Source organism: Kribbella polygonati (genome assembly GCF_050320105.1).
Taxonomy (GTDB): domain Bacteria; phylum Actinomycetota; class Actinomycetes; order Propionibacteriales; family Kribbellaceae; genus Kribbella.
The window spans coordinates 2038650-2061327 of sequence record NZ_CP190129.1; the positions used below are offsets into that span (position 1 = coordinate 2038650).

Sequence of the window (22678 nt, forward strand, 5' to 3'; positions counted from 1 at the left end):
GGTTGCACAGCTCAGAGCTCGTACCCGCCGGAGGCCTCGAGCGTCTGCGCGGTGATCCAGCCCGCGTCGGGGGAGCCGAGGAACGCGATCACGGTCCCGAGGTCGTCGGCCTCGCCGATCCGGCCGAGCGCGGTGCGTTCCGCGATCGGTGGGATCAGCTCCGGTGCTGGGCGAACGCGTCGTCGCCGAGCCGGGTCCGGGTCACGCCCGGCGCGACGGCGTTCACCCGGATCCCGCGAGCGCTCAGCTCCTTCGCGAGATACCGGGTCAGCACGATCTGCGCGCCCTTCACACCGGCGTACACGGAGTACCCGGGTGTCGGCCGCGCCGAGACGAGGGCCGACGTACTGGTGGTGTAGACGATCGAACCGTTGTCGGCGAGCAGCGGAAGCAGCGTCTGGGTGAGGAAGTACGGCCCTTTGAGGTGGACGTCGACCATCTGGTCGAACAGCTCCGCGGTCGTGTCCTCGAACAGGACCGGCGGCTGACCGACGCCGGCGTTGCTGACCAGGAAGTCGAACGCCGTCCGCCCCCAGCCCGCGAGCACGTCGGTGAGCGTACGGCGGAACTCCTCGAACGTGTCGGGCCGCGCGACGTCGAGCGGCAGCGCCACCGCCGTACCGCCGTCCTTCTCGATCCGGTCGACCGTCTCCGCCGCGCGCTCGCGGCCGCCGCGGTAGGTGAGCACCACGGCCGTACCGCGTTTCGCCACCTCGAACGCCGCGCTCTGCCCGATGCCGGAGCTTCCGCCGGTGATCACAGCAATCTGCATGATCGTGCACATCTCCTACTGAGTCAGGAACAGGTACCTGACCAGTACACGGTTGATTGCGGGCGAACCGTTAGACAGATGCTGGCGCCGACTTGCCTGATCCTGCTCGATCCCGGCTCGGCGGCGCCCCGAACTCACGCCGGTACTCGCGGCTGAACTGCGACGGGCTGTCGTACCCCACGGCGTACCCGGCGCTGGTCACGTCCTCGCCGAGGCCCACCACGCGCAGCCGGGCCTCCTGCAGCCGGATCTTCTTCTGGAACTGGATCGGCGTCAGCTCGGTGACCGTCCGGAAGTGCCGGTGGAACGCCGACGGGCTGAGCCCGGCCATCTCCGCCAGCTCCTCGACCCGGAACGGTTCGGTGTAGTGGTCGCGGATCCACCGGATCACCCGCGCGACGTGCGACAGGCTGCTGTCGGCGAGCCCGATGTCGCGGACGGCGGCGCCCTGGGGACTGCGCAGCAACCGCCACAAGATCTCGCGTTCGACCAGCGGGCCGAGGACGCGGGCGTCCTCGGGGGAGTCGAGCAGTCGCAGCAGCCGGATCACCGCGTCGACCAGGTCGTCGGGCGCGCGACTGACGACCAGCCCGCGGACCGGCGCGCCGGGTTTCGCGGCGGAGTCGAGCAGCAGCGAGGCGATCGTGGAGGGCCGCAGTTCGAGCCCGACGCCGAGGCACGGCGCGACCGGTGAGGCCTCGAGGAAATGGCCGGTGACCGGCAGGTCCACGGAGACGACCAGGTAGTCGCCGGCGCCGTACTCGAAGACCTGTGAGCCGAGTGCCAGCCGCTTCCGGCCCTGCGCGACCAGCGCGAAGGTCGGGGACGCGAGTCCCGCTGCCGGTGGCGTGGGCGCGTCGACGATCGACAGCAGCAGCCCGTCGATCAGCTGCTCACGCCCGGCGGCACCGAGGATCAACCGCCGCAGCTCAGCCAGCACGGTGTCAGCCTATGCCGGATGCGCGACGTACGCCGTCTTCTGGTTCGCGTCGAGGCCGCAGTTGCGGTAGAACGCGTGGGTCGACTCGCGGCGGGAGCCGGTCTGGAGCATCACCTTGTAGCACCCGGCGTCCCACGCCTCCTGCAGGGTCGCGGCCATGATCTCCTTCCCGAGCCCGGTACCCCGGCGCGGTTCGTCGACGACGACGTTCTCGATCACGGCGTACGGCGCGCCGCCGCGGGTCAGGTTCGGGATCAGATTCAGGTACGTCGTGGCGACCACCGCCGCTCCGTCGACGAGCACGTACAGCTGCAGGCCGGGGCGGTCGAGGATCGTGGTGAACGTGTCGCGGGCGTTCGGCACCGGCGGGTCGGTCGGGTGGAGCTGCCGGTACAGGGCGAGGACGCCGTCCAGGTCATCCGCCCGGGCGGCACGGAAGGCCGTCACAGGTCCGCCACCAGCAGGCAGAACGGGTGCCCGGCCGGGTCGGCGAGGACGTACAACGGCTCGCCCTCGTCGGCCGAACGATCGTTGAGCAGCCGCGCGCCGAGCTCCTCCGCCCGCTGCCGGTGCCGCTCCAGTTCCTCGACGGACGGTACGGCGTAGTCGAGATGCGCCTGCATCGGTACGTCGGGCGACGGCCAGGTGGACCGCTTCAACTCGGCGACCTGCTGGATCGCCAGTTGACGGTTTCCGTCCGCGTCGAGCAGCACGATCCACGTGTCGTCATCACCCGGACGGAACCGCAACCCGAGCAGCTCCCGGTAGAACTCGGCCAACCCCCGCGCATCGGTCGCGTCCAGCGCGGTGTGCATCCGCCGCGGATAGACAAGCTCGAACCGCACGATCACCAGCTCGTCACTCGGCCGCAGATCCGGGTAGTAGCTGCTCAGCCCCGCGATCACGTCGTGCGCACCGGCGAAGCCGTCCTCGAGCGCCTCCTCCTCGGCCACCGCGTCGACCCGCTTCGCGACCGCCGACACGATCCGCCCGGGAAGCCGTACCTCCTCGTCGAACTCGAACACCAGCGTCGCCGGCCCGACCTCGACGGGATCGTTGAAGCGCATCGTGATCCGCTTGGTCCCGTCCCGCACCGCGTCCAGATGGGACGCGCGGAAACGCAGCTCCTGAAGGCTCATGGCGCCCGAGCCTACGTGGGTACGGCGGCCACGCGCCCGAGCTGCGGTAAATCGATTCCCCGCGGGACAATGGTGGTGCCCCTGCTGACCGCCCGCACAGCTGGAGGCACCGCCATGCCTGAGATCCGCCCGTCCCGCCGTACCCTCCTCCGCCTCACCGCCGCCGGCGCCGTCGCCGGAGCCGTGGGGAACGCGCTCCCGGCGTACGCTGACGGGGTCGACTACACCGCACGGAAGACGTTCGATGACTGGGACCGCCTGTTCCAGAAGGGCGGTCCTGGCCAGCCGGACCAGCCGAACGACAACACGAACCGCGACGGCCGGTCGGGCATGCTCGCCTGGAGTCAGTCGTACGTGCTGCTCGGCCTGGTCCGGATGTACGAGACGTACCGCGACACCTACTACCTGGACCGGTTGATCGACAACGTCGACCAGGTGCTCGGCGTACGTGACAGTGCGCGTGGCGTCACCGACTATCGCGGGCTCTCGCTGCCCGCGTGGCGCGCCGACCATCCGTACACCACCGGCTACGCAACACTTGCCGACAGCAACGGTCGGCCGCTGCTCGACCTGCGCGAGGCGCTGTCGTACGCCGAGGACACGACCGTCACCGTCAGCGCCGGAAGTCGCCCCGACACGTTCACGGTCCGTCTCGACAACACCTCGGTGAACCGTTCCGTCACGCACATCGACCTCTCGCTGGACCCGGCGAGCCCCGACTACGCGGTCACCCGGATCTACGCGGCCGCGCCTGGTCCGCTGCAGCTGACCGCCGCCGATCGCGGGGCGGGGCCGGGCGCCGTACCGGCGTTGGGCACCTACCAGATGCACTGCAAGCCGGTGATCTTCGCCGTCCACACCGGCATGATCACGTACCCGATCGCCGCCTTCGTCCGGATCGTCGCGAGCTCACCGGTACTGCGCCGCCGGTACTGGAGGAAAGCGTCCGAGTACCTGACCGCCTGCCGCGAGGCGGTTGCCGTCCACGACTGGGAGTATCACGACGGCGGGTACCTGATCTGGCCGAGGGCCCAACCGCTGCCGTACGACGGATGCGAGCAGCCGATCAACCAGTCCGTCGGCCTCGGCCAGACGCTCGTCGAACTCGCGCTGGTCACCGGTGACCCGTCGTACCGGGCGAAGGTGGCGGCGATGGGGCGGATGCTCGCGGCGCAGTACACCGTCAACAGCGGGGACGCGTACGTCTGGCACTACTGGCCGGCCGGCGGACGCATCTACGACGGCTTCGCGAAGACCGGGGACCCGGAGACCGACGTCTCGATCTTCACGCCCTCCGGCGGCCCGGCGCGGCAGTTCGAGGACATCAGCCACGGCGCGATCGACGTCGAGTTCGCCGTACGGGCGTTCCGCGCGAAGCTGGCGTTCACGGGCCGGGACATGGAGCGGATCGCCCGGACGTTCACCCGCAACGTCGCAGCGACCGACGCGGACGGGCTGCCCGCGATCCACACCACCGTCGGCGGCGGCACGCTCGGTGGACCGTCGGTCGCGGCACAGGCTCCGCGCTGGATGCAGGTGACACCGTGGGACCCGCAGGTGCATGCTCACTGCCTGGCCCTCTACAACCGCAACCAGCCGACCCCGGAACGCGACGGCCAGCAGGCGATCGGCTTCGGCTGGCTGCTCGCCAACGTCGCCTACCTCAACTGGGGAGCCCGATGAGTACGACGTACCTGATGACCTCCAGCCTGAACGGCTTCGTCGCCGGCCCGGACGACGAGCTCGACTGGCTGTACGACCTGCCGCCCGAGGACCGCGACTTCAGCACGTTCCTCGACGGCGTCGGCGCGGTCGCGATGGGCGCGTCGACGTACGCGGCGATCCTCCGGGACGCCGAGCTGCTCGAACACCCCGAACGCTGGCAGCAGGCGCACGGCGACCGCGCGACCTGGGTCTTCACCCACCGCACCGACCTGCCGAAGGTCCCCGGCGCGAACCTGTCGTTCGCGACCGACGTCGCCGCCGAGCACCCGGCAATGGTCGAGGCGGCGGGTGGCAAGGACGTGTTCGTCGCGGGCGGTGGCGGGCTGGCGGCGGCGTTCGCGGCGGCCGGCGTACTCGACCGCGTCGTCGTCGGGATCACGCCGGTGCTCCTGGCCGGCGGGAAGCCGCTGTTCCCGGGGGAGGCGCGACTGCGGCTGGACGGGGTCGAACGCAAGGGGCAGGTCGTCTTCCTCTTCTATCAGGTTCTGTGACTCCTATGGCAGGATTTCCACTGTGGGTAGCGGGACGACGGACGAGCAGCGCCTCCAGGACCTGGCGCGGCTGCGGCGCGTGAAGGATCGGATCGACCGCGAGTACGCCCAGCCGCTCGACGTGGAAGCGCTGGCCCGGGGTGCGCACATGTCCGCGGGGCACCTGAGCCGCGAGTTCAAGCGCGCTTACGGAGAGTCGCCGTACGGGTATCTGATGACCCGGCGGATCGAACGCGCGATGATGCTGCTGCGGCGCGGCGGGATGAGCGTCACCGACGTCTGCTTCGAGGTCGGGTGCCAGTCGCTCGGCACGTTCAGCACCCGGTTCACCGAGCTGGTCGGGATGCCGCCGAGTGTCTACAAGGACGCCGCGGCCGACGCCACCGTCGGGATTCCCTCGTGTGTCGCGAAACAGGTGACCCGACCGATCAGGAATCGAGAAGCAACCCAGGCCTCCGGCACGTAGCGTGACCCCATGAGCCTGAAGATCCTGAACAGCTTCCTGCCGCACACCGATCCCGAGGAGTCGCTGACGTTCTACCGCGACCTGCTCGGCTTCGAGGTCCGGATGGACGTCGGGTACGAGGGGATGCGCTGGATCACGGTCGGCCCGCCCGGCCAGCCGGACACCTCGATCGTGCTCACCCCGCCGGCCGTCGACCCGGGCATCACCGAGGACGAGCGGAAGACCATCTTCGAGATGATGGCCAAGGGCACGTACGCGACCGTCGTACTGCAGACCGACGACGTCGACGCGCTGTTCGACCGGCTGCAGGCCGCCGACGCGGAGGTCATCCAGGAGCCCGTCGACCAGCCGTACGGCGTCCGGGACTGCGCGTTCCGCGACCCGGCCGGCAACCACGTCCGGATCAACCAGGCCCGCTGAAGGAGTACCGACGCATGCATGCCGCAGACAGCCATGACCTGATCCGGGTGACCGGTGCCCGGGTGAACAACCTGAAGGACATCAGCGTCGAGATCCCGAAGCGCCGGCTGACCGCGTTCACCGGGGTGTCCGGGTCCGGCAAGAGCTCGCTGGTGTTCGGCACCGTCGCGGCCGAGTCGCAGCGGCTGATCAACGAGACGTACAGCGCGTTCGTGCAGGGCTTCATGCCGACGCTGGCCCGCCCGGAGGTCGACGTACTCGACGGCCTGACCACCGCGATCATCGTCGACCAGGAGCGGATGGGCGCGAACCCGCGGTCCACCGTCGGTACGGCGACCGACGCGAACGCGATGCTCCGGATCCTGTTCAGCCGACTCGCCGAGCCGCACATCGGCCCGCCCACGGCGTACTCGTTCAACGTCCCCAAGCGGACCGCGACCGGCTCGATGACCGCCGACAAGGGTGCCGGTGAGAAGAAGGTCGTCCGCGAGCAGGTGTACGCCGGCGGCATGTGCCCGCGCTGCGAAGGCATGGGCTCGGTCACCGACTTCGACCTGACCGCGCTGTACGACGCGGAGAAGACGCTGGCCGAAGGCGCGCTCACCGTCCCCGGCTACAGCATGGACGGCTGGTACGGGCGGATCTTCCGCGGCTCGGGCTTCTTCAACATGGACAAGCCGATCAAGAAGTTCACCAAGAAGGAACTGCACGACCTGCTCTACAAGGAGCCGACCAAGATCAAGGTCGAGGGCATCAACCTCACCTACACCGGCATCATCCCGTCGATCCAGCGCTCGCACCTGTCCAAGGACGTGGACGCGATGCAGCCGCACATCCGCGCGTTCGTGGAACGTGCGGTGACGTTCACGACCTGCCCGGACTGTGGCGGCACCCGGCTCGGCGAGGAAGCCCGGTCGTCGAAGATCGACGGGCTGAACATCGCGGACCTGACCGCGATGCAGATCACCGACCTGGCCGCCTGGGTGCGGAAGCTGAAGGCGCCGTCGGTCGCGCCGCTGCTCAAGGCGCTCGGCGAGGCGCTGCAGGCGTTCGTCGACATCGGCCTCGGGTACCTGTCGCTGGACCGCCCGGCAGGCACGCTGTCCGGCGGCGAGGCGCAGCGGACGAAGATGATCCGGCACCTCGGGTCGTCGCTGACCGACGTCACGTACGTGTTCGACGAGCCGACGATCGGGCTGCACCCACACGACATCCAGCGGATGAACGAACTGCTGCTGCAGTTGCGCGACAAGGGCAACACGGTCCTGGTCGTGGAGCACAAGCCGGAGACGATCGCGATCGCGGACCACGTGATCGACCTCGGGCCGGGAGCCGGCTCCGGCGGCGGTGAGGTGGTGTTCGAGGGGACGGTCGAGAAGCTGCGGGCCAGCGGGACGCTGACCGGGCGGCACCTCGACGACCGCGCGTCGCTGAAGGATTCGGTACGGTCGGCGTCGTCGGTGCTGGAGGTCCGCGGGGCGTCGCTGAACAACTTGCAGGACGTCGATGTCGACGTACCGCTCGGTGTGCTGACCGTGGTGACCGGGGTCGCGGGGTCCGGGAAGAGTTCGCTGATCCACGGGTCGATCGCCGACCGGGACGGCGTGGTGGCGATCGACCAGGGCGCGATCCGTGGGTCGCGGCGGTCGAACCCGGCGACGTACACCGGTCTGCTGGAGCCGATCCGGAAGGCGTTCGCGAAGGCGAACGGGGTGAAGCCGGCGCTGTTCAGCGCGAACTCCGAGGGTGCCTGCCCGGCGTGCAAGGGCGCGGGCGTGATCTACACCGAGCTGGGCGTGATGGCGACCGTCGAGACGCCGTGCGAGGAGTGCGAGGGACGGCGCTTCCAGGCGGCGGTGCTGGAGTACACGTTCGGCGGGAAGAACATTGCCGACGTACTGGCGATGCCGGTGTCGGAGGCGCTGCCGTTCTTCGCCGACGGGGACGCGCGGACGCCGGCCGCGGAGAAGATCCTGGAGCGGCTCGCGGACGTCGGGCTCGGGTACCTGTCCCTCGGGCAGCCGCTGACGACGCTGTCGGGTGGTGAACGCCAGCGGCTGAAGCTGGCCACGCACATGGGGGAGAAGGGCGGCATCTACGTCCTCGACGAGCCCACCACCGGCCTGCACCTCGCGGACGTCGAGCAACTCCTCGGCCTTCTCGACCGCCTGGTCGACGCCGGCAAGTCCGTGATCGTGATCGAGCACCACCAGGCCGTCATGGCGCACGCCGACTGGATCATCGACCTCGGCCCCGGCGCCGGCCACGACGGCGGCAAGATCGTCTTCGAGGGCACGCCCGCGGAGCTGATCACGAAGCCGAAGACGCTGACCGGGAAGCATCTGGCCGAGTACGTCAACTGATCAGGAATCGAGAAGCAGCCGGTGGTGGTCCGGAAATAGCGTTGGTGGTGCTGGAAGACCACTGAACTGGAGATGACGAAAATGACCACCACACAAGGCGTCCAGACGATCCTGCACCCGGTCACGGACCTCGAGAAGGCCAAGCCGGTGTACGCCGCGCTGCTCGGGGTCGAGCCGGTCGCGGACTCGCCGTACTACGTCGGGTTCGAGGCTGCCGGCCAGCAGATCGGGCTGGTGCCGAACAGCGACATGACCGCGCCGGTCGCACACTGGCACGTGACCGACATCGAGGACCGGATCAAGGCGATCGTCGAGGCCGGCGGCACCCTGAAGTCCCCGCCGAAGGACGTCTCGAACGGCCGCCTGGTCGCCCTCGTGACCGACCCCGACGGCAACGTCCTCGGCCTCCTCCAGGACCCGTCCTGACCATGTGCACCCTCCCCCCGGAGGTCCGAGCCGCCCTCTACGGCACCCACGACACCCCCCAGAACCCCCCGGTGGAATCACCACTGCCCGAAGAGGAACCGGTAGGGCATCATCTGGTGCATGACTGAGCGCACCAATCGCCGCCTGCCGACCACCAACCGCGGCCGGCAGGCGGCGGTGCGGCATGTGTTGTTGGATGCGGATGGGGTGTTGCAGGATCTGCCGGGTGGTTGGTGTGCGGCGATGGAGCCGTATCTGGGGGAGCGGGCGGAGGAGTTTCTGCACGAGACGTGGTCCGACGAGTTGCCGATGCTTGCGGGTGAGGGGGACTACCTGCCGCTGCTCGCGGAGTCGCTCGCGCGGTACGGCGTACGCACGCCGGTGGGCGAGGTGTACGACGCGGTCTGGAAGAACATCGTGCTGATCGAGGAGTCGCTCGACATCGTCCGGGCGCTCCGCCGGAACGGGTACGGCGTACACCTGGGGACGAACCAGGAGAAGTACCGCGGCGCACACATGCGTACGGCGCTCGGGTACGACGAACTGTTCGACGTGAGCTGCTACTCGTACGACCTCGGCGTCGCGAAACCCGACCCGGCGTTCTTCACCCGCGCCGCCGACCGGATCGGCGCGGACCCGGACACGATCCTGTTCGTCGACGACATCGCGAAGAACATCACCGGCGCCCGCACCGCCGGGCTCCGCGCCGGCCAATGGGACTTCGCCCAGGGCCACGACACCCTGCACGCGCTTTTCGACCGGCACGGAGTCGACGCCCGCAGAACGGCCTGAACAGGCTCTTGCCTTCCATGTCAGGACAAGCCAGGATTCTCGGCCATGAGACGACGCGACTTCCTCGGCCTGACCCTGGCAACCGCGGCCGCCGGCGCCACCGCGCTTCCCGCCCACGCCTCCGCCCCCACCCTCGAACTCACCCGCCCGTACCGCGTCTTCCTGAAGCGCGGCCTGAGTACCGGCGCCTGGGTGACGACCCCGCAGACCGGCCGGTACACCCCGACCGCCGCCGAATGGCTGCAGTCGTCGTTCACGCAGCCGACGTTCTACGAGCGCGACTTCTACAACCCGGCGCTGATGAACGCGCTACCGCGGAACACGCCATGGGGCGTCGCGGGGTACCCGCGCGACGACAACAGCTGGGCCTCGCTCAACCGCGGCCCGGCGCCGGACGAGCAGATCCTCTGGACCCCGGCGCAGCGCGCGAACGCGAAGAACCTGCTCACGTTCAACGTCGGCGACGAGGAGTCGTACAGCGAGCAGATGGTCGAATGGCTCCGCCAGTGGTACGGCGTGATCCGCGCGCAGGTCGGCGACGACGTACTCGTCCACAACAACCAGCCCGGCGTCCTCTGGCCGGAGCCGCAGCTGCACACGTACGTCGAGTACGCCAAGCCGGACCTGATCACCACCGACTGGTACCACTTCCAGACGCCCACGCCGTACGAGACCGGAAACGTCAGCGACCCGTACGACGACATCGCGCACTACCGGCGCGTCGCGCTGGCCGGGCTGGACGGGGACTACCGGCGGCCGATCGCGTTCGGGCACTACTCGCAGGGTTTCAAGGGCGGCGCGAACGACGCGTACAACTACGTGCCGTCGGAGTCGGAGCTGGCGTTCCTGTACTTCATGCCGTGGACGATGGGCGCGCGCTGGGTGATGTACTTCCGGTGGGAGCTCGACCCGGCGGTGTTCCTGCTGAACCGGCCGGACGGGAGTCACTCGCCGCAGTTCGGGCAGCTCGCGAACATTGTCCGGCAGAGCCGCACGCTGTCGCCGTACCTGGTGCAACTGCTGACCCAGGACGTGCACTTCGTGACCGGCGTACACCGCGATCCGGCTGGCGCCGTCGTACCGAACCGGAAGCCGGAGTGGATCGACTCGTTCACGCCGGATCCGGACGGGATCGTCGACGTGAGCTCGCGGGACATCGGCGGCGCGAACGACGGGCATCCGGGGGACGTGCTGATCGGGTCGTTCCGCCCGTTGCCGGGGGTCGGGTGGCGGCCGGGGCGGCGCGCGTTCATGGTGCTGAACGGGCTGATCGCGCCGAACCCGTCGGGCGACTTCGACGCGACCGGCGGGTTCGCGGCCGGGGGCCGTCAGGAGATCACGCTGACGTTTGCCCACGGCAAGCAGTTGCTCCGCGTGGACCGGCGTACCGGACGGCTGGTGCCGGTTCCGTTGCGTTCCTCCGGGCGCGCTGTGATCACGGTCGACGGTGGTTTCGCGGAGCTGTTGATCCTTGACTGAGTAGTGTCTGGGCAATGGATCTGCGCGCGATGTACTCGGACCGGCCGGCGCTTGCCGGGATGACCGACGCCTGGCACTGGAGTACGGCGCCGGGGCTCGACTCGACCGCGGCGCTCTCGGGGAAGCACGCGTTCGAGGCCTTCGCGCTGGATTCGTACGACGAAGGTCTCGCGGTCGCGTTGCTGACGTTCTGCCGGGAGCACAGCGCCGAGTTGCTGCGCGACCAGCCGCTGGTGGCCGTCGACGGGTTCAGCCATCCCGGGTACGGGTTCTCGTTGGTGGTCGCGCTGTCGCCGGCGGTCCACCAGAAGTACCCGGACGCCCCGGAGCTGCACGCCGCGGTGCGGTCCGTCGTACCGGCGTACCGCTGCGAGTTCGCCGGGGACGAGGATGTGCGGGACGCCAGCTACCGCCACAACCGCGCGCCCGGCGTGCAGGGCACGCGGTGGAACCGCACCGAGCCCCGCCCGTACTTCAAGGCCCGCTTCCGCGGCGACGACGGCCACCTGGCCCCACACCGCGGCTTCGCCCGGCCGCAGTTGCTTGCCTCCCGGGTGACCAGGCCGACGCGGCGCGAGGGACAGTTCATCGAATTCGAGAACTACCGGCACGAGGTCTACACCGTCACCTGGAACGACGCCTGGATCCTGACCGCCCCCGACGGCACACCAACGCCGTACACCGACCCAGACGCCCTCCTCGCGACCGTCAACTCGATCATCGGCCTCTGACACACTCCTGCGCATGTCAACCCACGCGGAACGCAACCAAGCCCTCTGGGACGAGCAGCACAGCCATTGGTTCAGCAGTCGCGCCGAGCAGCAGTGGGCCGCTGAGCCGCACTGGGGGATCTGGGCGACACCGGAGACCGAGCTGCACGTTCTGCCGGAGCTGGCCGGCAAGGACGTGATCGACCTCGGCTGCGGTACGGCGTACATCGGCGCGTGGGTACTGCGTGCCGGCGGCCGCCCCGTCGGTATCGACAACTCAGCCTCGCAACTGGCGACCGCCCGCGCATTGCAGGAGAGGACCGGGCTGCACTTCCCGTTGATCCACGGCAACGCCGAGGACGTTCCACTGCCGGACGACAGCTTCGACCTCGCGATCAGCGAATACGGCGCGAGCAGCTGGTGCGACCCCGCGCTCTGGATCCCCGAGGCTGCCAGACTTCTCCGCCCTCGCGGGCAACTGATCTTCCTCCGCAACTCCACCCTCCTGGAACTCTGCACAGCTCCCGAGGCACCAGTGGCAACCCGCCACCTCAGCCGTCCGTACGGCGACATCACCCGCATCGCTCGCTCCGACGGAGGCACCCACTTCCAGCTCCCCACCGGCCCGATGATCGGCCTCCTCCGCAGCAACGGCTTCACGATCGACGAGTTCACCGAGTACGTCGCTCCACCCGACGTCCAGTCCGAGTACGACTACGTCACCCCCGACTGGGCCGCCAACTGGCCCTCGGTCGAGCTCTGGAAAGCCACCTTCGCGGGGTGACCGAACCCCGAGACCGATCGTTCTATCTGCTATTCTCGGAGGTGGTACGTCGAGGAGAAGGGGAAGTGGATGTCGGAAGCGCGGATGCGGTTGTTGAGTACGGCGACCGGGTTGTTCTACGCCGAGGGGATCCATGCGGTCGGGGTTGATCGGGTGATTGCCGAGGCGCAGGTGACGCGGGCGACCCTGTACCGGCATTTTCCGAGTAAGGACGATCTGACGGTTGCGTACCTGACCGCGGCGGACGACGCGATACGGGCGCGGCTGGAGGGTGCCCGGTCGGCCGAGGCGAGTGCTGATGACGTGATTCGGAAGGTCGCCGAGGACATCGCCGGCGACATCAAGGGCAAGGGGTTTCGGGGCTGTGCGTTCCTGAACGCCGCCGCGGAGTACCCGGATCCGGCCCACCCGGTGCACCAGGCCGTGCTCAAGCACCGCGGCTGGTTCCTCGCCACGATGACCGAGCTGTTCACCGCGACCGGCAAGCCCGACCCGGAGCCCGCCGCCCGGCATTTCGTGATGCTTCGCGACGGCGCCATGACGGCCGGCTGCCTGACCGACCCTGACCCCATCTGCGAGACCTTCCGGCGCGGCGTCGACGGCCTGCTCAAGTACCGCAGCCGCGCTTGACCTTGACCTTGGGGGAATGCCGAGGGTCGGCGTCAGGCGCATCCGGCGCCGCAGTCGAGAGGATGGGACCGACGTGCTGAGTATCGGCGAGTTCGCGCGGGCCACCGGGCTGACCCCCAAGGCGCTCCGCCTGTACGACGAACTCGACCTGCTGACGCCCGCCTCGGTCGACCGGTTCAACGGCTACCGGTACTACACCGACGACCAGGTCGACCAGGCGCGCCTGGTGGCCCGGCTCCGGTCGGCCGCCGTACCGCTGCCGCGGATCGCGGCGATCATCCGCGCGGCCACTCCGCAGGACGCCGCCGACGAGGTGCTGTCGTACTGGCGTGACGTCGAGGCGGACCGGGCCGCGGCCCGTGAGGTCATCACTTCTCTCGTTGCCCTTCTCAAAGGACAGGACAACACCATGGCAGCACCCGAAGCACTGAACATCACCCTCGGCGAACTCATCGCCGGCCTGTACGAGGACCACCCGGACGCCGACGACCTCACCCGGATCGCCGAGGCCCGCCGCCGCGCCCGCGCGCTGACCGATCTCGGCGAGCAACTCGTCGACCACTACGTCAGCGAGGCCAAGCTGAGCGGCGCCTCCTGGAACGAGATCGGCGACGCACTCGGCGTGTCCGGGAAGAGCGCGGAGAGGGCGCGCACGTCCGACGTCTTCGCGCGGTACACCAACCTGAACCGGCACTGCATCGTCCTCGCCCAGGAGGCCGCCCGCACCCACAAGCACGACCTCATCACGACCGAACACCTCCTGCTCGGCCTCCTGTCGGAGCCGAGAGGACTGGCGTACGACGTACTCACCGCCGACGGCCGGCAGGTCCGCGACGCGGTCGAGGCGGCGCTGCCGGCCCCCGGGGCGGAGGCATTGCCGGGGCACATCGCGTTCGGGCAGGACAGCAAGGAGGCGATCAAGGAGACGCTCCGCGCGGCGAGCGAGCTCGGGCACGACTGGGTCGGCACCGAACACACGCTCCTCGGCCTGATCCGCGTCGAGGACAGCGGCGCCGCGCAGGTCCTGCGCGGTCTCGGCTTCACGTCCGAGGCGCTGCACGAGACGATCAGGTCCGAGATCGCCGCGCGGCTCGCGGAGTAGTTGCTCAGGACAACGGCAGCAGCGCGTGGCAGGCCTCGACGCCGTGGAGTTCGATGTCGTCACGGCGGCGTTGTTCCCAGGTCTGCCGCGTCAGTCGCCACTGGTTGAGCAGGACGGGTTCGCCGCGGCGCGTCGCCCAGTCGAACCCGTTGGGCTCGTACCCGAGGGCCCGTGAGACCGCGTTCGACCCCAGGTTGTCGACGAACGCGTCGCTGCCCGCCTCCTTCGCGCCGAGCCCCTCGAACGCGAGGTGCAGGATCGCCTGCCGCATCTCCTTGCCGATCCCGCGGCCGCGGTGGTCGGCGGACAGCCAGGAGAACGACGTGACGGTCCCGAACGTCGAGAAGCTCACGCCGATGACGTCCTGCATGCCGACCGGCTCGCCGTCGACGACGACCACGAAGTTCATCCGCCACCGGTCGGCTTCGACGATCCCGCGACCACGCCACATCGCGCGCAACCACTTGGCCACCCGGAGATCCGGGTCGTCCTCGTGGAACGCGATCGGGTCGTCGTACGGCGACGGCTCCGCGCTCATCTTGCCGGCGTGCACCACGGGCACCAACTGCTCCAGCAGCTCGTCGGTGGCGGCGCGCAGCTCGAGCAACGGCGTACTGACACGCACATCGAGGAGGGGATAGTTCAGCATCACAGGGCACCTTAACGGTCGAAAGCGGGGAACAGGCGCGGCGGGGGATTGGTGGCGTCGGGCCACCGTGCCGTCATCGCGGCCGCGAGTTCGCGGGACCAGCGTGCCAGCTCCGGCAGGATCCCGGCACGCTCGGCGAGCCACCCGAACACGCCGATCTGCTGGACGATCTGACCGCGCCGGCGCCAGCTGTCGTGGGCCGACTGGTCGTCTCGGGCAACAAGTGGCAGCCGGAGCACGCGGCTGGCGAGGGCCGCCGCCGCACCGACCGCGATCGCCTCGTCGAGCCCGTCCAGCGTGACGATGCCGCGATAGGCATCGTCGGCCGCCCGGATGATTGCTTCCGGCAACGTACTCCAGTGCGCGCTGTAGTGCGGGAACGGATAGTGCAGAAACGACACGTCGAACCCAATATGGCCGAACCGCGCCCCTTCGAAGTCGACGAGCCGTACGCCGTGGTCGGTCACCAGCGCGTTCGTCGGGTTGATGTCGTGGTGCGCGAGTGCGGCGTACGGGCCCGGTTCGTCGAACTGCCGGCGCACGAACGCGATGTCGTCCCGTGCGCTCCGCGCGTCCGGCAGACCCAGATCAGCACAAGCGGTCTCGACGACGCCCCACCGGTCGATCCCGCCAGTCCCGGCCTCCTCGCCGGTCGTGACGTCCGCGGACCCGAACTCCGCGAGCGCCAGTTCATGGTCCGTACGACGGTCTCGCGTGCTGGCGTGCAGCCGCCCGATCGTCCGCGCGAAGTCCACCATCGCGGCCGCGGCACGATCCGGGTCGTCGCCGAGCAGGACGGTCTCGAGTGTCGGCCACCTGCCGAGATCCGACTGGACGACGACACCGGCCTGGTCGTCTGCCAGGAGCACCCGTGCGGCGACCCCGCTGACCTCCGCCGTACGCAACCCCGCGACCTCGCGCCGCAGATACGCCGGCCCACCGTGGCCCACGCCGTCCACCCGCCGCGTCTTCACGATGACGGGCTCGTCGTGCTCGAACACCAGCCGGGTCACCGGCGCCCACTCGTGGCCGACCTGCTGCGCGTCGACCACGACGGGCCGATGTCCCCACATGCGCGCCAGGCCGTCGAGTACGGCGTCACGTCGCTCGTAAGTCAGCGGATGGTGCACGTCAGCGGCCCTGGTACTCGGCGAAGATCTCGTCAAGGACCTGCTTGGCCGGCGCTGCTTCCGCGGGATCGTCGTACGAAGACCGATAGGTGGCGAGTGCCTTCCAGAGTGCCCAGCCGCGGCCGCGCGCCCAGGTCGGATCGTCCACCGCCAGCCGGTCCCGGAACGCCCGCCGGCCGTCGGCGTTCAGCAACGTCCAGGCGATCGCGAGGTCGCACGCCGGATCGCCGACCCCGCAGGTCCCGAAGTCGATGACCGCGGCCAACCGCCCGTCGTTCAGCAGCAGGTTCCCCTCGGCGATGTCGCCGTGGAACCAGCGGTCCACCCGGTCCCAGCGTGCGTCGAGCGAGTCCGCCCAGATCTCGCGGGCCAGTGCGACGTCGACGTGGCCGGCGAGTTCGTCTTCAGCGAGGGCGGCCTGGGTGTTCTTGTCGTACGTACGCAGCGTGCCGCCGCGGTACCAGTTGTGAATGCCGGGCTGAGGTCCGTCGGTGGTGTCGACGCTCCTCAACGCGACCAAGAATTCGGCCAGGTCCACCGCGAACCGGACCGGATCGGCGATCCGGTCCGCGGCCGCGGTCACCCCGTCGATCCACTGGTAGACCGACCACGGGTACGGGTAGTCCGCCGTCGGCTCGCCCAGTCCCAGCGGCACCGGAATCGGCAACGGCAGCAGCGGCGCGAGCACCGGGAGCCAACGGTGCTCCTTCTCGACCGCCTGGGCATACTCGGCCGCGCTCGGCAGCCGCACGATCAGATCGGTACCTAGGTGAAACGTCCGATTGTCCCATCCGCCGTTGGCCACCGGCCGTACGTCGAGCTCCGCCCAGCGGGGGAACTGCTCCGCCACGAGCCGGCGTACCTGCGTCGCCTCGACCTCGATGCGCTCCGGCACAGGACCAAGATCCGGTGTCTCACTCATGCGGACAGCATGCCCGACATGCCACGGCCGGGCCTCCGGTTTTCTCGACACGACCGGCCGGGTGCTGTTGGATCGGGTGATGCCGAAGACCGATTACAACGAGTTCGCCGAGGCGTACTCCACGGACAACGAGACCAATCTGCTCAACGGCCACTACGAGCGGCCGGCGATGCTGAACCTCGCCGGCGACGTCACCGGCCGCCGCATCCTCGACGTCGGCTGCGGCGCCGGCCCGCTGGCGGCCGCACTTCGCGACAGGGGCGCGATCATGACCGGCTTCGACCAGAGCAGCGCGATGGTCGAGCTCGCCCGCCGCCGGCTCGGCGACGACATCGACCTGACCGTCGGCGACCTCGCCGAGCCGCTCCCGTACGACGACGCGGCCTTCGACGACGTCGTCGCGTCGCTGGTCCTGCACTACCTCGAGGACTGGACCAAGCCGCTCGCCGAACTCCGCCGCGTCCTGAAGCCCGGCGGCCGTCTCATCCTGTCGGTCAACCACCCGATCCTGTACACCGCCCTGAACCCGGACGGCGAGTACTTCGACGTCGTCGAGTTCACGTACGACGCCGAACACGACGGCCGCACGGTCGTCTACACGAACTGGCACCGCCCGTTCCAGACGATGATCGACTCGTTCAACGCCGCCGGCTTCCGGGTCGCGACCATCGCCGAACCGCCGATCGACCCCGACACACCGCGCGAGCTGATCCCGGACGAGCTGAAGCACGTGCAGCGGCCGCGGTTCATCAGCTTCATCTTCTTCGTACTCGAGGCTTCCTGATCTGTCAGGGGAGGCGTTTGAAGACCACCGTGCCGCCCGGCTGGGCGGCGCCGGTTGGGCAGAACGGGGTGAGCTCCCTCGTGATCGTGTGGCAGGCCTCCGTGACGTGGCTGAGGAGACGATGGATCTGGTGGTTGTCGCTGTTCGGGTTCTTCAGCGCCTTCCACGGTTCTGCCGCGTTGAGGAGTTGGTTGGCGATGTTGACGGTGGCAACCAGGTGTGTGGTTGCCGTCCGGAAGTCGGCGGTGGTGAGGGCGCTGTCGATCTTGGACGGGAGAGCCGCGCAGGCGGTGTCGAGGTCGGCGGTGCTCCAGGTCGGCCCGTTGACGGGGTGGTCGTCGTTGTCGAGGCGTCCGTCGTAGTACCTGTTCAGCAGGGTCGCCGTACGGCTGGACAGGTTGCCGATCCCGTTGGCCAGGTCGGTGTTGTAGGCCTGGATCAGGCGCTCGACGGTGAACTCGGTGTCGCCGAGGAGCGGGACCTCGCGGGCGATCCACCAGCGCACCGCGTCCACGCCGTACGCGCTGACCAGCTCGACGGGATCGACGACGTTGCCGGTGCTCTTCGAGAGCTTGGCGCCGCCGACGTTGACGTAGTCGTGGACGTGAATCGTCGTCGGCAGCGGCAGGCCCGCCGAGAGCAGGAGACCGATCCAGTACACGGCGTGGAAGCGCGTGATGCCTTTGCCGATCACGTGCACGCGTTCACCGTCGCCGGCCCACCAGGTCTTGTAGTCCTCGCTCTGACGGTCGACGCCGAGCGCGGTGACGTAGTTCGTGAGGGCGTCCCACCAGACGTAGATCACCTGGGTGGGGTCGTGGGGGACCGGTATGCCCCACCCGCCCGCGCGATCCGCCGGCCGGGAGACGCTGAAGTCCTGCAGCCCGTTGTCGATGAGCGCCAGTACTTCGTTGCGCTTCTGGGGCGGGTTGATCGTGAGCGCGCCGGAGGTGATCGCGTCCTTGATCCGCTCGCCGTACTTGGACAGGCGGAAGAACCAGTTGGTCTCGGTTACCTGCTCGGGCCGTACGCCGTGCTCCGGGCAGATCGAGTCCGGCTCGTAGAACTGCTCGCAGCCGACGCAGTACAGGCCGGTGTAGGTGTGCCGGTAGAAGTCGCCCGCGGCGGCGCAGCGCTCCCACAGGTATTCGACGCCGGGGCGGTGTCGCGGGTCTGACGACGTACGGATGTAGTCGTCGCAGCTCAGCTCCAGAACGTCCTGGAGTGCCTGGAACCTGTCGGCCGCGTTGTTGACGAACTCAGCCACCGGCTCGCCGGCGTCGCGGGCGGCGAGCACGTTCTTGAGCGCATGGTCGTCGGTACCGGACAGAAATCGCACCGGCTGCCCGCGGAGCCTCCGATGCCGGGCGAGCACGTCAGCCTGTACGAACTCGAGCGCATGCCCGAGATGGGGAGCGGCATTCACATAGGGGAGTGCGGTGGTGATGTACACGAGTGGGTGTCCTTCCTGACACATCGGCAGGAGGCCCACAGCACGCCGAGCCCCACCACCGTGGGACTCGACCGGCTGACTTCAGCGCACGACGATAAGACCCACCAGGGGTCCCATCATTCGCCGCGCCGCAACCATGCCTCCGAGGCTACCGCCTCACCCACCCCCCGACGAACCAATTCCCTGCCAAGCTGCTCCCCATGGACGAGGTTGTATCTGCACTCACCATCCGCGCCCTGACGTCGTCAGACCTGCCCGCGTGCGATTGGTACGGCACCACGACGGATATCACGTACCTGGCGGAAGCCATCCACCGAGCCCGCCTCGGCGAGGTCGACTACCTGGCCGCATGCCCACCGTCCGACGTACCGGTCGGCGGCATCGAGGAGTTCGGTGGGTCGAGCTGGGTGTCGACGACAACAACTCGCGGCCGCGGAGGTTGTACGAGCGCCGCGGCTATGCGGTGACCGGCAGTGAGCTCGCCTCCTGGAATCAGCAGGCGCCGGACGGGTCCGTGACCCGGTACGAGACCCGGATCACCCTGATGCGGAAGGATCTGAGCTGATGGCGTTCCGGATGCTCGGGAGGCTGGCTGGGTGGGCCAGATTCAGGGTCTCGAGCTGGTCGGGTCGGAACCAGGCGAGGTCGTCGTGTTCGTCAGGGGCCGCGTTGACAGGTTCGCCGTCCCAGCGGCTGACGAGGAAGGCCCGCATGTCGAGCTTCGGATCGGCCACCTTGTAGGGGACAGGCAGCGGCTGGTGGATCCCGACACCGAGCTCCTCCAGACACTCTCGACGTACGGCCTCCTCAGGCGACTCGCCCGGCTCGACATGCCCGCCGACAAGATCCCAGCAGTCCGGATACACCTGCCGCTCCGGGTGCCGATGCACCAACAGCACAAGCCCGTCACGCACCAGCGCAGCCACCGCAATCCGAATCATGCACCGCACTCTAAACACGCCCACCGACACCCGCGGCGTGCAAGACTGCCTCAGGTGAAGCGTGCGTTTCCCGACGGTGCCGCTGACGAGCGTGGCGTGCTGACCGGCTTCCTCGACTGGCAACGAGCGACAGTACGCCGAAAGGTGGACGGCCTACCGAGCAACCTCGCTGACCACGCCCTGCTCGACACATCCCCACTCATGACGGTCGCCGGTGTCGTCTCGCATCTCCGACAGACCGAACACGACTGGTTCGCCGGCAGCTTCCCCTCCCTCGCCAACGAACCCTTCGCACGACAACCAGACGGCGGCTGGCAGCCCGGCGGTCGCGCGATCGCCGACCTGGTGAGCGTCTACGAGACCGAGTGCGCGCAGTCACGGCGCATCGTCGCAGGACTGACTCTCGACGCGATGCAGGAGTTCACGCCACCGCAGTTCACCCCGGTGTCGGTGCGATGGATCCTCACCCACCTCATCGAGGAGACAGCCCGCCACCTCGGCCACCTGGACATCCTGCGCGAGCAGCTCGACGGCGCCCGCGGATACTGAGGCTGCTGGCATTCTGTACGTGTGGAGTACGTGTCCCGAGTCCCGCGGCCGCCGCTCGACGGGCTGATCGACGACCTCTACTACCTTGAGGGCACCCCGCCGTACGCCCGCCTGATGCTGCCGCCGATGCCCGGCGCGCTGCTCATCGTCAACCTGGGAGCGCCGTTCCGGATCCGGGCCGGCACCGACCTCGAGGCCTCCGAGTACGCCGACGGCTGCGTGATCACCACCCCCACCCGCGCGTTCGAGTTCGGCTACCCGGCCGAGACCCGGTCCGTCGGCGTGCACTTCAAGGCGTGGGGCCCGGCGCCGTTCCTGCCGATGCCCGCGGCCGAACTCTGCGACCGGCCAGTGACGCTCGAACACATCTGGGGCCACCTGGCCGTCGCTGAGCTGCGAGACCGACTGGCCACGGCGTACGAACCGCACGAGATGCTCACCCTGCTCGAGGATGAGCTGATGCGGCGACTGCACGAGACCGCCGGCCTCGGGCTGGTCCGTCATACGAGCAATCTCATCGCGACAACCGGCGGGGCAGTGCCGATCGGCGACCTCAGCTCAGCCGCCGGTGTCAGCAGCACCCATCTCGCACAACGGTTCAAGCAACTCGTCGGCGTCACGCCGAAGCGGCTGGCCCGGACGTACCGCTTCGCCACCACAGTGCTCGCGATCGACCCCGCCGTACCCATCGACTGGGGCGAACTCGCCGGGGGAGCGGGCTACTTCGACCAGGCCCACTTCGGCCACGAGTTCCGCGAGTTCACCGGACTCACGCCGACCCGGTACGTCGAAGTCAGGCGCCGGTTCCTGCGCGAACATCCCGGCCATGTCCTGGACAGCTGGCCGCTGCCGGCCGATTGATTTCGTACAAGAACGACAACCCACGACACGCTACTTTGAGGACACCCGAACAGCAGAGGAGTACTCCGTGGGCAAGGTCGTCATGTACAGCTCGGTGTCGGTCGACGGCTTCGTCGCCGACGACAACGACCAGCCCGGTCCGCTGTTCGACTGGCTGACCAGCGGTGACGTCCCCTTGGACGACAGCGGCGTACTGAAGGTGTCGCAGACGTCGTACGACTACATCCGCCCGTACTGGGACCAGATCGGTGTGACGGTTGCCGGCCGCCACGTTTTCGACCTGACCGACGGCTGGGACGGTACGCCTCCGGCCGGGGTCGATCACGTGGTCGTGGTGACGCACCGGCCGGTGCCCGACGGCTGGAACCCGGAGGCTCCGTTCCATTTCGTCGACGGCATCGAGGCGGCCGTGGCGAAGGCGCAGGAGCTGGCGGGGGACCGCCTGGTCGAGATCGCCGCCGGCGACGTCGGGGGACAGGCGCTTGCCGCGGGCCTGGTCGACGAGGTGCGGATGGACGTCGTACCCGTCGTGTTCGGCTCCGGCAAACGCTACTTCGGCTCGGTCGACGCACAGCATCTGCTCGCGGACCCGGACGTCGTGATCCAAGGCAACCGCGTGCTTCACCTGCGCTATCAGGTACGCCGTTGATCCGGGACGCAGCACCCGGCGACGCTGATGCGCTGGCGGAGCTGCACGCCCGGTCGCGGGCGGCGTACTACGGCGCCGGCGGCTATGAGGTGGCTGCCGTTCCCGACGCCGAGTACCGCGCGACCTGGCGAAAGATGGTGGCGGATTCGCGTCTCGCCGTACTGGTAGCTGTCTCGGGCGACGACCTCGTCGGGGTGATCACGCTGGATGCCAATGGTGTGTTTCCGACCAACGCGCCTGACGAGACACGTGTCCGGCTGGTCGGGATCTTCGTCGAGCCAGGCCAATGGTCGAACGGCGTCGGCAGCGCCCTGATGGAACGCTTCGTCTCCGTCGCCCGCCAGGCAGACGCCGTCGGCGAGGTCGACGTCTGGGCGCGGAACCCTCGCGCCATCCGCTTCTACGAACACCACGGCTGGACCCGCGACGGCACCTCACGTCCAGGACCGGCCGGGGCGGACTACCTCGGCTTCGTCCATCGACCGTGATGCCTGTCGGTGG

Annotated in this window: 27 protein-coding genes; 18 read left to right on the forward strand and 9 right to left on the reverse strand. The window is 68.9% G+C overall.

The window, feature by feature from the left end; translation table 11 throughout:
• Window positions 1-154 precede the first annotated feature (154 nt).
• The 4 genes from ACQHIV_RS09565 to ACQHIV_RS09580 all read right to left on the reverse strand — a co-directional run bounded on the left by ACQHIV_RS09565 (window position 155) and on the right by ACQHIV_RS09580 (window position 2851).
• Window positions 155-772, reverse strand: coding sequence for an SDR family NAD(P)-dependent oxidoreductase (locus tag ACQHIV_RS09565; RefSeq protein ID WP_427893119.1), 618 nt, complete (start codon window positions 770-772; stop codon window positions 155-157).
• 70 nt (window positions 773-842) lie between these two features.
• A complete protein-coding gene (locus ACQHIV_RS09570; RefSeq protein WP_427893120.1) occupies window positions 843-1712 on the reverse strand; it encodes an AraC family transcriptional regulator N-terminal domain-containing protein in 870 nt (289 codons plus the stop codon).
• A gap of 9 nt (window positions 1713-1721) precedes the next feature.
• On the reverse strand, window positions 1722-2159 hold the full coding sequence (locus ACQHIV_RS09575) for an N-acetyltransferase family protein (protein ID WP_427893121.1): 438 nt from the start codon (window positions 2157-2159) through the stop codon (window positions 1722-1724).
• Window positions 2156-2851 carry a VOC family protein gene (locus ACQHIV_RS09580; protein ID WP_427893122.1) on the reverse strand — a complete coding sequence of 232 codons (696 nt, stop codon included), beginning with the start codon at window positions 2849-2851 and terminating at the stop codon, window positions 2156-2158. Before ACQHIV_RS09580 ends, ACQHIV_RS09575 begins: the two co-directional genes overlap by 4 nt.
• Before the next feature lie 114 nt (window positions 2852-2965).
• Here ACQHIV_RS09580 and ACQHIV_RS09585 point away from each other — a divergent pair, with 114 nt between their 5' ends.
• The 12 genes from ACQHIV_RS09585 to ACQHIV_RS09640 all read left to right on the forward strand — a co-directional run bounded on the left by ACQHIV_RS09585 (window position 2966) and on the right by ACQHIV_RS09640 (window position 14239).
• Complete coding sequence (locus ACQHIV_RS09585) at window positions 2966-4534, forward strand: hypothetical protein (protein WP_427893123.1); 1569 nt, start codon at window positions 2966-2968, stop codon at window positions 4532-4534.
• The gene (locus tag ACQHIV_RS09590; protein ID WP_427893124.1) at window positions 4531-5067 is read left to right on the forward strand and encodes a dihydrofolate reductase family protein; all 537 of its coding nucleotides are present in this window, start codon (window positions 4531-4533) and stop codon (window positions 5065-5067) included. Before ACQHIV_RS09585 ends, ACQHIV_RS09590 begins: the two co-directional genes overlap by 4 nt.
• 22 nt (window positions 5068-5089) lie before the next feature.
• Window positions 5090-5533 (forward strand): helix-turn-helix transcriptional regulator, encoded by a 444-nt coding sequence (locus tag ACQHIV_RS09595; RefSeq protein ID WP_427893125.1) that lies wholly within the window; start codon window positions 5090-5092, stop codon window positions 5531-5533.
• A 9-nt stretch (window positions 5534-5542) separates the two neighbouring features.
• Entirely contained in the window at window positions 5543-5953 is a 411-nt protein-coding gene (locus ACQHIV_RS09600) for a VOC family protein (protein WP_427893126.1), read from the forward strand.
• Window positions 5954-5967: 14 nt separating this feature from the next.
• Window positions 5968-8316, forward strand: a complete 2349-nt coding sequence (locus ACQHIV_RS09605; RefSeq protein ID WP_427893127.1) for an ATP-binding cassette domain-containing protein — start codon at window positions 5968-5970, stop codon at window positions 8314-8316.
• Between the two features lie 81 nt (window positions 8317-8397).
• Window positions 8398-8742, forward strand: coding sequence for a VOC family protein (locus ACQHIV_RS09610; protein WP_344195381.1), 345 nt, complete (start codon window positions 8398-8400; stop codon window positions 8740-8742).
• Between the two features lie 120 nt (window positions 8743-8862).
• Entirely contained in the window at window positions 8863-9534 is a 672-nt protein-coding gene (locus tag ACQHIV_RS09615) for an HAD family hydrolase (RefSeq protein ID WP_427893128.1), read from the forward strand.
• A 45-nt stretch (window positions 9535-9579) separates the two neighbouring features.
• Entirely contained in the window at window positions 9580-11013 is a 1434-nt protein-coding gene (locus ACQHIV_RS09620) for a hypothetical protein (RefSeq protein WP_427893129.1), read from the forward strand.
• 14 nt (window positions 11014-11027) lie between these two features.
• A complete protein-coding gene (locus ACQHIV_RS09625; protein ID WP_427893130.1) occupies window positions 11028-11744 on the forward strand; it encodes a hypothetical protein in 717 nt (238 codons plus the stop codon).
• 13 nt (window positions 11745-11757) lie between these two features.
• Entirely contained in the window at window positions 11758-12507 is a 750-nt protein-coding gene (locus ACQHIV_RS09630; RefSeq protein WP_427893131.1) for a class I SAM-dependent methyltransferase, read from the forward strand.
• Between the two features lie 69 nt (window positions 12508-12576).
• Window positions 12577-13137, forward strand: a complete 561-nt coding sequence (locus tag ACQHIV_RS09635) for a TetR/AcrR family transcriptional regulator (protein ID WP_427893132.1) — start codon at window positions 12577-12579, stop codon at window positions 13135-13137.
• Between the two features lie 73 nt (window positions 13138-13210).
• Window positions 13211-14239 (forward strand): Clp protease N-terminal domain-containing protein, encoded by a 1029-nt coding sequence (locus ACQHIV_RS09640; RefSeq protein WP_427893133.1) that lies wholly within the window; start codon window positions 13211-13213, stop codon window positions 14237-14239.
• A gap of 4 nt (window positions 14240-14243) precedes the next feature.
• Here the strand turns inward: ACQHIV_RS09640 and ACQHIV_RS09645 are convergent, their stop codons facing one another.
• The 3 genes from ACQHIV_RS09645 to ACQHIV_RS09655 are packed head-to-tail and all read right to left on the reverse strand — an operon-like array spanning window position 14244 to window position 16940.
• Window positions 14244-14888: a GNAT family N-acetyltransferase gene (locus tag ACQHIV_RS09645; protein ID WP_427893134.1), complete on the reverse strand. Its 645-nt coding sequence runs from the start codon at window positions 14886-14888 to the stop codon at window positions 14244-14246.
• 11 nt (window positions 14889-14899) lie between these two features.
• A complete protein-coding gene (locus ACQHIV_RS09650; protein ID WP_427893135.1) occupies window positions 14900-16018 on the reverse strand; it encodes a phosphotransferase family protein in 1119 nt (372 codons plus the stop codon).
• 1 nt (window position 16019) lies between these two features.
• A complete protein-coding gene (locus tag ACQHIV_RS09655; protein ID WP_427893136.1) occupies window positions 16020-16940 on the reverse strand; it encodes an aminoglycoside phosphotransferase family protein in 921 nt (306 codons plus the stop codon).
• Window positions 16941-17019: 79 nt separating this feature from the next.
• Between ACQHIV_RS09655 and ACQHIV_RS09660 the strand changes: the two genes are divergently transcribed.
• Complete coding sequence (locus ACQHIV_RS09660; protein WP_427893137.1) at window positions 17020-17724, forward strand: methyltransferase domain-containing protein; 705 nt, start codon at window positions 17020-17022, stop codon at window positions 17722-17724.
• 4 nt (window positions 17725-17728) lie between these two features.
• On the opposite strand, the gene metG is transcribed toward ACQHIV_RS09660, so the two are convergent.
• Window positions 17729-19177 (reverse strand): methionine--tRNA ligase, encoded by a 1449-nt coding sequence (gene metG / locus ACQHIV_RS09665; RefSeq protein WP_427893138.1) that lies wholly within the window; start codon window positions 19175-19177, stop codon window positions 17729-17731.
• A 200-nt stretch (window positions 19178-19377) separates the two neighbouring features.
• On the opposite strand from metG, the gene ACQHIV_RS09670 reads away from it, so the two are divergent.
• Entirely contained in the window at window positions 19378-19644 is a 267-nt protein-coding gene (locus tag ACQHIV_RS09670; RefSeq protein ID WP_427893139.1) for a hypothetical protein, read from the forward strand.
• Window positions 19645-19713: 69 nt separating this feature from the next.
• On the opposite strand, the gene ACQHIV_RS09675 is transcribed toward ACQHIV_RS09670, so the two are convergent.
• A complete protein-coding gene (locus ACQHIV_RS09675; protein ID WP_427893140.1) occupies window positions 19714-20118 on the reverse strand; it encodes an NUDIX domain-containing protein in 405 nt (134 codons plus the stop codon).
• Window positions 20119-20172: 54 nt separating this feature from the next.
• Here ACQHIV_RS09675 and ACQHIV_RS09680 point away from each other — a divergent pair, with 54 nt between their 5' ends.
• From ACQHIV_RS09680 to ACQHIV_RS09695, 4 genes are all read left to right on the forward strand, one after another.
• Window positions 20173-20667, forward strand: a complete 495-nt coding sequence (locus tag ACQHIV_RS09680; RefSeq protein ID WP_427893141.1) for a DinB family protein — start codon at window positions 20173-20175, stop codon at window positions 20665-20667.
• 21 nt (window positions 20668-20688) lie between these two features.
• The gene (locus ACQHIV_RS09685; protein WP_427893142.1) at window positions 20689-21528 is read left to right on the forward strand and encodes a helix-turn-helix domain-containing protein; all 840 of its coding nucleotides are present in this window, start codon (window positions 20689-20691) and stop codon (window positions 21526-21528) included.
• A gap of 67 nt (window positions 21529-21595) precedes the next feature.
• The gene (locus ACQHIV_RS09690; protein WP_427893143.1) at window positions 21596-22177 is read left to right on the forward strand and encodes a dihydrofolate reductase family protein; all 582 of its coding nucleotides are present in this window, start codon (window positions 21596-21598) and stop codon (window positions 22175-22177) included.
• Window positions 22174-22665: an N-acetyltransferase family protein gene (locus ACQHIV_RS09695; RefSeq protein ID WP_427893144.1), complete on the forward strand. Its 492-nt coding sequence runs from the start codon at window positions 22174-22176 to the stop codon at window positions 22663-22665. The genes ACQHIV_RS09690 and ACQHIV_RS09695 overlap by 4 nt, the downstream gene beginning before the upstream one ends.
• Window positions 22666-22678: the final 13 nt, after the last annotated feature.